Below are 13,305 nucleotides of genomic sequence, written 5' to 3'. Positions count from 1 at the left end.
CACTGCTCTGTAACCCAACAAGCACCAAGCCTCCAGCCATGCTAAAACAATGAACTACGACTCCATTATTTAAATCACGGGATAGCAACAATGCACTACGACTCCATTGTTAGTGGGGGTTGCTAGGCGTTGACGTTCGTGGGATGTAGGGGCTTAAAAAAATGAACTACGGCTCCATTTTAATTGATAGGTTTTTTGTTAATTTAGTTGTCTTTTTTATTTTAGGATTTTACAGAGGTAGATATTTATTTCTCTAACCGCTAAACTTTAGTCTATTAATGCTCAGGATGAGTCGTACTCAATAAATAATAAGAAAAGAGAATCCTTTGAAAAGTATTGGTGCTATTTTATGTTTGTGTGCAGTTCTTTCTAGTAAGATAGCGCTTGCAAACACTTCAATTGATGATTATATAAACGATACAAGATCATTAACTTATGATTGTCCAGATCCTGAGCAGGCTAATAAAGTAGATGATTATTTGTCTAGCGCTGAAAATACGTCTATTCAAAAATTAGAACTTCAATTAATTAAAACCCATCATTTTATCTGCATTGGCCGTCATTTAGAGGCGCAAGACATTTTAAGAAATATTGTAGAAAATCCTACGATTGATAAACAAAGTGAATCCTATGCTATGGCTTTGTATCAACTAGGTTTTGTTTATGATGTTCAAGAATTAAATGAACGATGTAATTTATATTATAGAGCAAGGGAAGTATCTGAAGGTAAGTTCGAAGATATAAATGTCAGTGCCAAATTAGGATTATTAACAGCATGTAGCTACGATACTCATTTCAGTGGTATTGTTGAAAATGTTTATGCTTTACTCGAAGAATACAGCAATTCACAAAACTTTAAGCTGCTTGCGCATTTGCACAACTCGTTTGGGTTAATTTTTGCAGATGCAGGCATGCATATACAAGCCGCTGAACAATTTCTAAAAGCTCATGAACTAGGGTTAAAAGTTTATAACGGAAGTAATCAACTATCGATTCTTGTTAGTGCGCTAGTCTCTCTTAGAGCAAGTGGTCAATATGATGAGCTTAGGGCTCGGTTAAAAGAATTTGATGAAATAAATCAAAATATCAAAACGCCGCTGACTAATTTTTGGTATCACTTACAAAAAGTGGCTTTTCATTATGATCTCGAGGAGTATTCAGAGTTAGAGTTATCTCTCAACGAGCTTGAAAAATTTAAAAATAAGGTCAACAACCCTTATTATGATGCTTTATTCGGATGGTATGACGCCGTTATTTGTTTATACAAAGAAGACAAAAAATGTGTTTTTACCTATGTGGATACAATTAAAGAATACCCCACAGCCAGATATTTAAACGAAAAACATATTGAATTTGAAGTTAGGGCTTGGTTATTTCTTAAAAATCCAGAAAATGCAGGCGTTGCTTTCGACAAATACGTCAAAAAGATGCAACAAGATAAAGAAGTGGTGCTAACTAGAAGTACTCAGTTTGGCATCAGCGGGCTTTATCAAGAAATTAGTAGCTTAGAGGCCAAAGTAAAGAAAGCTGAAGAAGTCAAAACATATTCAGTTGCCTTAATCCTTGGTCTTCTTCTGCTAATAGCTATAGTTGCGTTCTATCTTTATCGCCGGCAGATAAAAAACAATCCCGAAGTTGATCAAGTAACAGGCTTACTCAATTTAAGCAGTTTTATTGAGAAAGTAGAAAAATTATCAACGCCTCATTCTGATAAGGCGCATGCGCTGGCCATATTTGATTTAGGGAATTTTAGGGAAGTAAATAGATTATTAGGTGGCACTAAAGGCGATTTAATTTTATCTAAAGTTAGTTCTACATTTTCAAGTGTAACCAGAGAAGACGACATTGTAGGTAGATTAGCACCTGAACAAATAATTTTATGTTTAGTAAACATCGACGAAAAAAGTGCTACTGCCTTCATGCATAGGACCCAAAGGGTATTGGAATCAAGCTTTAAAGATTTACAGCAAGGTTTAGATATTAGCTTAAATTCTAATTTCAGTATTTATACCACTGCTGATAAATTCGATGATGTGCAGTTAATCATAGAGCAATTGTTACAAGGTCTACAGCATAACGCACACAACTGATCAATGAGACTTAATGTGCGTCGAGGAATGATTTGAAAAACCTCTTAAAGACTTACCTTGTAGTGAACTATGTGTAATATCTAGTATTTCTAATACTTCAAGTAACAATTGGCGGGTTTTTTCGTCCCCAGTTTCTAAGCAGTATTCTGTCAGTAAATGAACTTCATGTTGAATAGCTTGGAGCTTTTTATTAATTGTCTGCATAACGCCCCCTTATAAGTTTATATGTTTCCCTTCGAAACCAAACAAATTTTCGATTTTGTTTAATTGTAGATCAAAGCCGAAAAAATGAGATGCTTTTATCATACAAAATATAATAAAAAATTCAAAAAAATAAATAAATGTATGAATAAGTTATGAATTTTTATTTGAAATAATTCCCGCTTTTTCAGTTGATTAAATGCTCAAAAGCAGATTATTTATACTTTTCATTAAATAGTAGAAAATTCCACCAGATTTCACATAATATGGTATCAACAAAAGGAAGTACTGCATGCTGAAGGAGAAGCTATTATGCTACTTAAAAATTTTTCAAAGCATTTGAAAGAACAAAACTGGGTGGCAGTATCACTCGATTTTATCATTGTAGTTTTTGGTGTTTTTATTGGTCTTCAAGTAGCAAATTGGAATAAAGAACGAGAAGAATTCCAGCAAACGCTTGTTATACAAGAACGGTTAAAGCATGATTTCAATATCATAATAAATGACTTAAAAAGTAATATCACTCGCATAGAATCCACCCTAGAAAACGCTAAGTTATTGGCATCTTATTTAAAAACCGGTGACTATGCAGATAACCCCAAGCCTATTGCTGATCTTGTATCACCTGCTACTCATTGGGTTTTACCCTTAGGAGATTCTCCTACTTATGAAGAGTTAGTATCTACTGGGAAATTGGATCTAATCCAACCTCAATCGTTGCGGACAGCTTTGTTTGAATATAATAAAGGTTTACAACATTACTTATCAGTAAATGAAAAACTACACATGTTACTGTGGAGCAATGTTGATAATTTAATTGAAATTGAAGAATTAGGGCTAGAAACAGATGCTTTGATTCCTTCTCTTCAAAAACAACTGGAAAAGGATCTAATATCTCCCCGAACTTATTTGGAAGCTGTGTTTGCCGTCACCGCCGCAAATTCTCATTTGATACTTACTAAGCGCACACTGCCTAAGGCTTAGGAGGTTATGAATGTTTTAAATGAATTATCTATCAAGCAATAATTATTACTTTGAATGCCCTATCTCGTTTGCTTAGGTAATGCTATTCGTTGATTTACAGGTGCTATTCGTCCATTTATTCCTGATTTTAATACTTTTCGAGGTAAACTAGGCGATTTCCGAATTTTTACATTAGTTGTTTCAATGGACCTACTCTTTGAATGTCTCTGTGTTGAAGGTATATCTTCTACAGCAACAATACGAGGTATGCCATCAATATTTTTTATTGATATTTTTTTAGTCAATATTCGTTGAGTATCGATCTGTTTGCCATTATAAACCGAACCTTTATTCGTAGTTTTAGAAGCTTGGGATTTGTCATTGTTAGTACCAGTGGAATATACAAATAGGCTACTTATTCCAACTCTGTTATATGCTGTTGAAATATTATTAGCTAATCCAGAGGTTGGTTCATCATCCCAACCATAGTTTATCTGCAGAGACACATAATACGTGCCGCTAGGCACTCTTTCCGGAGTTCCAGCCCAATGATCCATGGCAATGTTAAACGTTGTTGCATTAGTTTCGTCTCTAACAACTTGTTCACCAGGTGCTAAAGACACCTCTACCGCTTCTGAATGCACTCTGTAAGCGCCATCAGTTCCATGGAATAACAAATCTGGTGTGGGGTTTGTATGCAGATATACTTCAACAGTAAACCAAGCTGATTGATTTGGTGCCTGGCCAATATTAGAAATCGAGTATTCAAGTGTTGCGGTACCATCGCCATCTTCAATCCATTCAACGAGCCAATTATCAATGGCAAAATCCACTTGAGGCGAATTCTCTAAATAAATACTTTGCTCGGATGCGGTAACATTGTCTTGCTCATATATTTCCTCAATCTGATTAAAAGGATCTATTACCATGGCTAGATAATAATCTCCCGTTTCAACAAACTCAGGGAAATATACATAGGCAGCATTTTGGTCGTCCCTGCTTCTCACTAGGGAAGCCCCCGGATTTATTGGCTGCTCTATATAATCGTAAGAGAGAACTCGGTCATTAAGGTTAAAGTTTTGGTCATTGGACATGTAGAGAGAAATCACAAAATGGTCGTTCGATGAGGTAGCAATACCGCCATCATTCGTAGCTTCATAATACAAAAAAGAAGGGTTATCTCTTACTTCATCAAGTTCAATATCCCAGTTTTTAATTAGCAAATTCGGTCGCTCTGTTTGTATAGGGATTTCAATTTGTAAATCATTATTAGGATCAGAGTTTTCATCCAATACAACCAACGCACTTGAAACCACACTTGCAACCATGTCATAAGGTATCCAAGCGAAACCTTTATCACCCCATTGTTGTCCCCAAGAATTCATTATTTTAAAGGCGCCACCAAATTTATTGTCATCGTACCCAACTACAGCCACCGCATGATAACCACGTCGATTATTTGATATAGAGTTATATACAGCATTTTCACCCGAATTATACAAGGCGTCAAAGGTGTCATACACGGAGATGGTAAAATATACAGGAAAATAATTGGCCAGAGCTTGGCGAGCTTGATTAATATCTACTCTGGCATAGGTGTCAATTTTATAATGAACAGCTTCAGCAATTGCTGCTCCACTAGGCTGCGTCGTAAAATCATTTTGATCATAAGGCATACGCAATAAGGACGCTGCACCACGTGTTTGTAAAAGATTTAGTGCATTGAATGTATTTGATCCATTATCAACTCCATTGTTGATCTGATTATAAATCCAAGCAGGACTGAAGGTGGTTTCTTCTGTGTATTCCCAATTATTGTCAATTCGCTCTTGATAGGATTTAATTGCGTAACCCAGTGCCCATCCAACACAGCTTTCTTGTTGACCTTGATTTCCTGGCAGAGGGAATAGTGGCGACAAATCGACAAACGTAGGTAAAGTGTTTTCTGGGCCTGTATGCAGATAGTTACCGCCCAAAGCATTGGGCAGTCCTGCATAGTCTTCTGAAGAGGTTTCTTCAGCTCCTGTTCCACTATCGGTGGTTTCTTCTTTGATTATAGTAACCGAAGCTGTTTCACTAAACGCTATACCATCTGTTACACGGTAGTAAAGTTTTACCTCTTCGACAGAACTGTTTTCCATGGTAATAAATAGCTTTTGATCAGAAATAAATGCTTGTTCATAACCCTCACCATCAAATTCTGATTCCAATATATAATTGAGGGTATCATTGTCTGCGTCAGTTGCCAGTAGTGTTACATTGATATAGGGAGATGATAGGTCACTGGTAAACACAATATCTTGAGCGACAGGCGGGGAGTTTGGATTCAAGTCCACGATAGTTATTACAATTGTATCTGAGCTACTAGATCCATCATTATCGGTAACAGTTATTCTAAACTCTAAAGTAAGATTGCCGGTTACGTCAGGCGCATTAAATTGCAGAGACGCCGTATTTGCATTAGATATATTTATTGAGAACCCGGAAATTTGCGTCCATGCATAACTTACAATCGAACCATCAGAGTCAGATGCCGTTGCAGAGATAGTAACAGTGGAATTTTCATCAAATGATGCGTCAGTACCGGCATTTACAGAAGGTGGTGTATTTGCACGAGGTGTTATTGTCTCACCCGATGATTTGCCTCCACCACCCCCACAAGCTGCTAATAAAGAAACAACCGCAAATAAAACGAAGGGTTTAAAATCCATTTTCTACATCTACATATTATCCATCATCCTGCAATTAAATATGGTGTTTGAAATTTAGTCAATATGAAGTTTAAAAAAAAGCATTGTTAAGTTTAAGATTAAAATATCACCCAAAGTTTGGAATTAACGCGCCTAATCATGAACACTGTCTAGGCACATGACATGCACATTTTATAAACTGCTTTTTTTGTGTATGATTAAAATTGAATCAGGGAAAGATGAAGCGGATGTGAAATGGAAACGTATGAGCAATCTATCGTTAAAATAGCCGACATAATAATAGACTTTAAAAACGCCAAAGCATATCCGGCAATTCCTCAGAATGGATCTGATAATTCTGAAGCTTTAGAAGTTGATTTGGATGACAAATCTTTATTGCTTGTTCAACTGCTTTTGTCTGCTGAAAATTACAAACTAAGTAGAGATGATTTACTGACAAAAATATGGGATGACAGAATTGTCAGCGATGATTCCTTAACAAACTTGGTGAGTCAAACAAGAAGTCGAATTAAGCAGATATCATCCTCCAGTATCATTCGCACAATCCCTAAAAAAGGCTACGGCCTTCAAGGTGATGTAACGATATCAAACCAAAACGGCAAAAAAGAGCAGAGTTCGCAGACTCAGACTGTGTTCAATTCAAAAGTCGTTGCAATAGCTCTTGGAATAATTGCTTGTATCACATTTGCTGTTTATATATTTATCAATGATTCAAATGAATTCAACGAAACCATTGCGGTATTACCTTTTCAAGCATTTAGCGATGACACATTAATTCAAAATTCAGCGCAATCGTTTACTGAAGAGTTAACCCACCAACTCACCAATTATCCAGCATTAAAAGTTATCTCTAGAACATTGGCATCTTCCATAAGTACCGAAGAATTATCGCCAGAGCAAATATCTCAGTCATTAGGCAGCCGATTTTTTATAGAAGGCAGTATACGGGAAAATGACGATACGCTCAGGTTGACTCTACAGTTGATTGATGGGACCTCAGGGGTGCACATTTTATCTCAAGTCATTGATAGCCCTATAAGTGAATACAAAGTTCAACGAGAAGAAATTATCCAAAAGTTGTCCCGATTAATTGTATCGGAAATCCCTTTTACGCTAGAACCCGTTTCAGATAAAGAGTTAGCAATTTATACAGAGCGATGCGATCGCTACCTTGATATTGCCATGTTGTATGCAAATCATATTTTACTGAATATCGAGTCAATTGCGGCACAGGCCGAACCCGCATGTGTCGCTCTAACACAAATAAGCGAAGATCCTAGGTTATTGAGCAAACCCGCTGAGTTATATCTGTTTATGGCAGCTGGTTCGATAAAAGAAAGAAGCCAGCGACTATCTTATTTAAAATTAGGACGTAACTATGTCGATAAAGGCCTGGCGAGTGTGCCTGATGACAAAATATCGTTAATTGTTAGCTTAAATTTATGGAGCTATGAATTAAATGACTCGCTCTATTATGATTCTGATCCAGAAATCGCATTTGAACAGCTACAAATAGTTGCAGAAAAAGCGCTTTCTCTGTATCCCGATAATTCTGAGATTATAGGTAACTATGCAATAGCAATGCGGCGCTATGGGGTTGCTTTAGCGAGAAAAGGGCAGTCTCCTATCCCATATTTTGAAAAAGGTATAAATTTATTCAAAGACGGCATTCGGCTTTTTCCTGATGACGAAGATTTTGTCCACAACCTAGGCCGATTATATGCTTCTTATGCTAGTTATTTGAGTTCACAAGATCTTGATTCTATGCCTATGCTACTCAAAAGTATTCAACATTATGAGTCAAGCATAGAGATGAAGCCCGATTACTATAACGCTTATGTAAACAACGGAAATGCCTATCAAAGTCTGACTAAAATATTAGCCGCCAATAATGAACCCTATGAAGAAGCGTTAGCCAAGACTCGTCTTAATTACGCAAAAGCGCTTGAACATTCAGAGCGCAAACAACAAGTACACAATAATTTAGCGGCCTTAAATTCTTCCCTAGCGAAAATAGAACTTGAACGCGGACAAAGTGCTATAGCCCTAGTGCAACAGGGGATTGCAGAAGCACAGCAAGCTCTTGCGATTCAACCGGATTATACTTGGCCACACTTTAATCTTATGAATTTGTACTATTACAAGCATTATGAGGAGTTTGCGAACAACGGAAATGCCATTGTTGCTGGCCAAGAATGCATAGACATAGCGACAAAAGGCCATGAATTAAAAGGCAATCTGGCAAGCACTTGGCACACCATGTCTCAATGCGCACAAATAACGGTTCGCATGTATCTAGAATCAAACCGGTATGAAGCAGCGGGCGTCTTACTAGATGAAATTGATGCTTGGCTCAAACATGCGATAGAACTAAATCCTCAAGCTGCTTCTGGTTATCAAATATTGGGTACGAATCAATTACTACAAGCATATGCAAGTAAAAATCAAATGGATTCCTATGACACCGTTATCCAGTCTTTTGAGCAAGCCCTTGAACTAAGTCCAGATAAACCCGAAGTGAAACTTGCCTTGCTAGAAGCCTTGACCTTCTATCAAAAATTCCACCCCTCCAAAGTAGCGACAAGACTAGAACAGATCTGGAAAACCATTGAGCCCGACGAAAAACCCCAAGTAGGGTTTCACTTGTTGTCGTTTTTGCTCACACATCCAACTATTAATAAAGATCAATGGCAAAATGAAGTTTTAAAACAGCAAGAGCAATATGGATTATTGGCCACCTACCATGGTCGCGAATATCGGTATTTAGTTGGTAACGCTTTAAAATGAATATCAAATTGGAACTTTTTGCTTTGTCTTAACATTTATTTCTATACAACAGGTAACTTAACAGGCTAAAGATATAAATTTAAATGCTTAAATATTCGGTTTTAGGTTTTTTTTAGTTTTTTTCCGTTCTTTTTAATCTGTTTTTTTTACATTTCTCCTAGGAACTCAAGTAACAGCCGTATCGAGTGCCGGTAATTAACTTACTATTGAAATGGAGAATTGAATGAAAAAGCGAACATCTTATATGTTGTTAATGTGGCTAATGACTTGGAGCTTCTTTGCAACTGCCACAACCATACAATTTGGCGATTATGAATATACCACAGGGGAGAATGTTTTTAGAGGTGGCGGAGTTGAATGGTTACGCTGGGACCAAACCGTAGAACTTTCTGTGAATGACGCACTAACTTCATACAGCTCACAAGGTTGGCGTTTAGCCACTAATGTCGAAATGGCAGATCTTTTTAACAGTTTCAATATTGCGCCAGCGAATTTTTTTGGCAGTGATGAAGTAGAGTCTTATTTACAAATACTCCCTTTGGTCGATGCAGCTACTATTTATGATGACATTATTGCATTTCTAGGGACTAGCTTTTACGAAAATGGCGGTGATTCAGGGGTAGGGGAGTTAGCTCGTTCATTCAGTTCCGCTATCTATGGCCAAGATAGTAATGGTAACGGATTTTTTAATGGCGCAATCATTCAGTCAGATATGACCTATCAAGGCACTTCATACGATAACGCCGCGCTCTTGTTTGAAGATACATTCTACATGCCTGATGAAGTCTATGAAGGAGTAAGTGTGGCCTTAGTTAGAGAAGTCAGTGAACCAGAGTCGATCGCAATTCTAGGCGCCCTGTTATTAATGATTGGACTTAAAAATAAAGGCATTAAAAGGTTAAGGTAAAAAATAGTAAACTTCAGGTGCAAGCGGAGACTCCGCTCGCACCTTTGTCTCAATATACTCACCTCTATTAAACTTTTCTAAATCTAGCCTTAAGCCTTAATAACAAGAAAAATGTGAGTAAATACAGGCTTGACAGTGCAGGTTCAGAGACTGAAGTTGTATCATCATCTGCAGCATCTCTCACAAGGGCTATGCCATACATAGATGCTCTATAACCAATAGTATCGTAATATCCTAGATAATCTCTATCTAGTCTTGCCCATCCAGGACTTAAATATGCTGGATATCTAGAGTCTGTTTGTACCCAGTATTCGTCTGCGACCGAAAAACTGCGAATATATGGGTTCCCAAAAGCTTCGCCGTTTAGGTAATAAACTCTACTTAATTCATGTCGATCTCGACCGTTAACGCTATAGAACAAACCTGAAGCATCATAGGTATCACCAAATAAAGCAATAAATTCATTAGCGAGGCCGAAACTGTCTTCTTCATCGACTAATATTTCTAGCTGACGTCCACCTGTTGTTACGTCAAGAGTACCTCCCCACCCAAAGCTATTAAATATGCCTTGCATATCATTGGCGGTGGCGAATCTGTATCCATCAGCCGAATATTGCTCCATGGCTTCATTAAACGTGAGTCCTATGGTGGCTGTCCACTGCAACCATTCTAAACCACCTCCAGTAACATAATTGGTGGATGTATCATGGGTATATCCGTGATAGCTGATAATTTCAGCTGTACATATTGATGAGCTAACTAGCAGTCCAATAGATACAAGTATTTTCCTAACAGATTTCATTCCAAATATTCCTTTAAATTTATAACTTGAGAAACGTTAGAATATTTATGGCGAAGCAAAAAAACCTAAAAAAAACCTAAAATAATTCTAAAAAATAAAGGAAAAGCTAAAGCTTTGAACATCAGGTTTAAAATTTACCTATGTTTGGAAATAGCATTCAAGATGATCAATTAGTTGACGCACCGCGGGGCGTAAATTTTTGCGCGAAGAATTAAGCGCATACACTTGAAGATCTTTAGGCTTCCATTTGGGCAGAACATGAATAAGCTCACCAGATGAAATGTGACGATCAGTAAGGTAAGTTGGAAGCAAAGCAACTCCGGCACCATGCAGAGTTGCATACAGGAGGTTAGTGGTTTCGTTAGCTGTGTATCTGCATTGTATGTTCACAGATGCATGCTCAGTTCCACTTTGTAAATACCAAGTATGATAATCGAAATGTTTATATCCCAAGCATTGATGTTGAGCGAGGTCCGCTGGCTTTTGAATCTTAGGACTAGTCTTACAATAATCCGGCGATGCTACTAAAATTGATTGGCAATTACCTATCGGCTTACCAATTAATGCAGGATCTGGGTTTGATGTAATCCTAATCGCCAAATCTAGCCGCCGCTCCACTAAATCAGCTGTTTCATCCCGCAAATCCACGTCTATGGCGATCTGAGGGTGACGTTACATAAAAGCGGTTACTGCCGCTGATAGCTTCGCAAATCCAAAGGATGTGCTAGTAGCAATGCGAATAGTGCCAGTTAATCTATCATGGGAGCCTGTCATTGAAACTAGTTCATCGGCTTGGTTCATCCACTTTTCAATTTGAGGTAAGCACTGTGTTCCCTTAGATGTAAGTGATATCTTGCGCGTGGTGCGGTGTAATAATCTTACCTGAAGCCAGTCTTCCAAGGACTCAATATAGCGAGTGACCATTGGCCTCGACATCTCCAACCGCTCTGTAGTTGCTGTGAAACTGCCTGAATGTACCACATCAATAAAGACTTTTGCCGCAGTAACTTTATCCATTTATTTGCTCGATTTATGAAACAATGAAGTACATTTTAGTCCCTTTTTCTAAACAAAAAAGACTTTATTATTTAATTACAAAGCTAATTAATTTGTAGTTTTAAATGAAAGTTTTTTCTGCGGCACAAGCCGCAGGCCTGTTACAAGAAATTGGAGAAAAAAATGTCTGATAAAAAGGATACTGTAATTGGACATGTCAGTACCGATATGCCCGAGTTTTAAAAAAAAACTGCCCCAATCACTGATATCAAAGAAATAAAAGAGTTCGATATTGTGGTTATTGGAGCAGGAACACCTGGTGTGCCTTGTGCTCTTGTTGCAAACGAACTTGGAGCCAAAGTTGCAATTTTGCAAAAAGAGGATGATGCCTCAGCCTGCGGTAATGTGGGTTCTGGCATTGATCTGGCAAACAGCGAAAGTGCAGATGTAGAGGCCTTATTGTCTCGCTTGATGGCTGACTCTGGACACAGGCCAAAGCGCGGATTATTAAGCTCTTGGGCTCAGAACTCAGGAGAAGCGGTCAATTGGTTAATAGAAAAATCAAAAGCTGCCGGCGCTCAAGTTTCTGATTTAGGCAATAACGCCCACGGAGGACTGCTGGAAGAAAACGGTTATAAAATTAACTTTGTGACCTCGTTTTTCGGTCCTAAGCCTTATGATATCGGAGATGCTCTCAAATCACTGTGCAGAATGGCGGAACAGCAAGGGGTAGAAACTTTTTTCCGCACACCTGCAAAACAGCTGGTAGTTGAAAATGGCAAAGTTGTTGGTGTTATTGCGCAAACTGAATCTGGCTATGTGCAGTTTAATGCGAAAAAAGCTGTAGTGGTGGCCACTGGTGACTACCAGAACGACTCAGATATGATGGGCTATTATTTACCGGATGTCGCTAACCTTGTACCTAAGAAGTTAGGTAGAACAGGAGACGGCCATAAAATGATTGTATGGGCCGGCGGTAGAATTGAAAACCTAGGACACACCAAAATGTGTCATGACTTTGATTCTGGCCCAATGTGCGATCAGCCATTTATGCGAATTAAGCTAAACGGCAAACGTTTCTGTGATGAGACATTGGGTATGGAGCTGATGAACAACTATGTGCTTGATGCTCAAAACAAAGGTCATTACTGTCAGATCTTCGATGCAGACTTCATGAGTAAAGCGGCTGACTGGTCAGGAGAACTGGTGTCACCGGAAGAGTTAAAAATATGGATGCCAGAAGAAGACGTTGAGCGCCAAGGCGTAGAAGTAGATCTTATCAACACAGTGAAAGCTGATACGTTGGAACAACTCGCTGAAAAATTAGGTATTACTGACGTAGAAGCATTTCTAACAACAGTCAAAAATTACAATCAAATGGTTGCAGCCGGTAAAGTTACAGAATTTGGCAAGCCAAGCAAATACTTAAAAACTATCGACAAGCCACCGTTTTATGGCATTCATCGCTTGTTAGGTATGTCTATGTCTTGTTCTGGTGTCGAAGTAAATGAGAATTTGCAATGTCTCGATATTAACGACAAGCCTATTCCAGGGCTTTATGCTGCTGGAAACTGCGCCGGCAACTTTTTCGGTGGAGTTGAATATCCGATGACAGTAGCAGGACTAAACCTTGGTCATAACTACACGCAAGGCTATGTTTTAGGTAAGCATTTGGCTAAGCTATAAATTTAGACACAAAAAAAACCGACTTTCGTTGGCTCAGTTTGCATAGTGGTACCAGAGGGTCAATTCCTTGTGAAGATTGATTATCTTCACAAGGAATTGACGGGGAGTGTAGTGGCAAACCGGCACTGACAGTTTTTGCGTGTCCAAAATCTGATTTATTAG

At 38.2% G+C, this 13,305-nt stretch carries 10 protein-coding genes; 5 read left to right on the top strand and 5 right to left on the bottom strand.

Going from position 1 to position 13,305, the window contains the following annotated elements; genetic code table 11:
* Positions 1 to 326: 326 nt before the first annotated feature.
* The gene (locus ACNKW3_RS08665; protein ID WP_427398887.1) at positions 327 to 2,090 is read left to right on the top strand and encodes a diguanylate cyclase domain-containing protein; all 1,764 of its coding nucleotides are present in this window, start codon (positions 327 to 329) and stop codon (positions 2,088 to 2,090) included.
* Here ACNKW3_RS08665 and ACNKW3_RS08660 read toward each other — a convergent pair whose 3' ends face one another.
* A complete protein-coding gene (locus ACNKW3_RS08660; RefSeq protein WP_427398886.1) occupies positions 2,091 to 2,294 on the bottom strand; it encodes a hypothetical protein in 204 nt (67 codons plus the stop codon).
* 309 nt (positions 2,295 to 2,603) lie between these two features.
* On the opposite strand from ACNKW3_RS08660, the gene ACNKW3_RS08655 reads away from it, so the two are divergent.
* Entirely contained in the window at positions 2,604 to 3,275 is a 672-nt protein-coding gene (locus ACNKW3_RS08655) for a DUF6090 family protein (RefSeq protein ID WP_427398885.1), read from the top strand.
* Between the two features lie 59 nt (positions 3,276 to 3,334).
* On the opposite strand, the gene ACNKW3_RS08650 is transcribed toward ACNKW3_RS08655, so the two are convergent.
* Complete coding sequence (locus ACNKW3_RS08650; RefSeq protein WP_427398884.1) at positions 3,335 to 5,965, bottom strand: PKD domain-containing protein; 2,631 nt, start codon at positions 5,963 to 5,965, stop codon at positions 3,335 to 3,337.
* A 234-nt stretch (positions 5,966 to 6,199) separates the two neighbouring features.
* Here ACNKW3_RS08650 and ACNKW3_RS08645 point away from each other — a divergent pair, with 234 nt between their 5' ends.
* Positions 6,200 to 8,752, top strand: coding sequence for a winged helix-turn-helix domain-containing protein (locus ACNKW3_RS08645; RefSeq protein ID WP_427398883.1), 2,553 nt, complete (start codon positions 6,200 to 6,202; stop codon positions 8,750 to 8,752).
* A 223-nt stretch (positions 8,753 to 8,975) separates the two neighbouring features.
* Positions 8,976 to 9,659: a hypothetical protein gene (locus ACNKW3_RS08640; RefSeq protein WP_427398882.1), complete on the top strand. Its 684-nt coding sequence runs from the start codon at positions 8,976 to 8,978 to the stop codon at positions 9,657 to 9,659.
* A 67-nt stretch (positions 9,660 to 9,726) separates the two neighbouring features.
* Here ACNKW3_RS08640 and ACNKW3_RS08635 read toward each other — a convergent pair whose 3' ends face one another.
* The 3 genes from ACNKW3_RS08635 to ACNKW3_RS08625 form a co-directional block, all read right to left on the bottom strand.
* The gene (locus ACNKW3_RS08635) at positions 9,727 to 10,461 is read right to left on the bottom strand and encodes a hypothetical protein (RefSeq protein WP_427398881.1); all 735 of its coding nucleotides are present in this window, start codon (positions 10,459 to 10,461) and stop codon (positions 9,727 to 9,729) included.
* Between the two features lie 138 nt (positions 10,462 to 10,599).
* Positions 10,600 to 11,121, bottom strand: a complete 522-nt coding sequence (locus ACNKW3_RS08630; RefSeq protein WP_427398898.1) for a substrate binding domain-containing protein — start codon at positions 11,119 to 11,121, stop codon at positions 10,600 to 10,602.
* A 12-nt stretch (positions 11,122 to 11,133) separates the two neighbouring features.
* Positions 11,134 to 11,478, bottom strand: coding sequence for a LysR family transcriptional regulator (locus ACNKW3_RS08625; protein ID WP_427398880.1), 345 nt, complete (start codon positions 11,476 to 11,478; stop codon positions 11,134 to 11,136).
* A gap of 273 nt (positions 11,479 to 11,751) precedes the next feature.
* Here ACNKW3_RS08625 and ACNKW3_RS08620 point away from each other — a divergent pair, with 273 nt between their 5' ends.
* A complete protein-coding gene (locus ACNKW3_RS08620) occupies positions 11,752 to 13,143 on the top strand; it encodes an FAD-dependent oxidoreductase (RefSeq protein ID WP_427398879.1) in 1,392 nt (463 codons plus the stop codon).
* The last annotated feature ends 162 nt before the right edge of the window (positions 13,144 to 13,305 follow it).

Source organism: Glaciecola sp. 1036, assembly GCF_050306235.1.
Lineage (GTDB): Bacteria > Pseudomonadota > Gammaproteobacteria > Enterobacterales > Alteromonadaceae > Glaciecola.
The sequence above is the reverse complement of the archived record's forward strand: the minus strand, read 5'-3'. Positions and strand labels throughout refer to the sequence as shown.

Bases quoted from the DNA above. Each gene is read 5' to 3' on its own strand.
- ACNKW3_RS08655 (WP_427398885.1), top strand. From the start codon at position 2,604: ATGCTACTTAAAAATTTTTCAAAGCATTTGAAAGAACAAAACTGGGTG.
- ACNKW3_RS08635 (WP_427398881.1), bottom strand. From the start codon at position 10,461: ATGAAATCTGTTAGGAAAATACTTGTATCTATTGGACTGCTAGTTAGC.
- ACNKW3_RS08640 (WP_427398882.1), top strand. From the start codon at position 8,976: ATGAAAAAGCGAACATCTTATATGTTGTTAATGTGGCTAATGACTTGG.
- ACNKW3_RS08650 (WP_427398884.1), bottom strand. From the start codon at position 5,965: ATGGATTTTAAACCCTTCGTTTTATTTGCGGTTGTTTCTTTATTAGCA.
- ACNKW3_RS08660 (WP_427398886.1), bottom strand. From the start codon at position 2,294: ATGCAGACAATTAATAAAAAGCTCCAAGCTATTCAACATGAAGTTCAT.
- ACNKW3_RS08645 (WP_427398883.1), top strand. From the start codon at position 6,200: ATGGAAACGTATGAGCAATCTATCGTTAAAATAGCCGACATAATAATA.
- ACNKW3_RS08625 (WP_427398880.1), bottom strand. From the start codon at position 11,478: ATGGATAAAGTTACTGCGGCAAAAGTCTTTATTGATGTGGTACATTCA.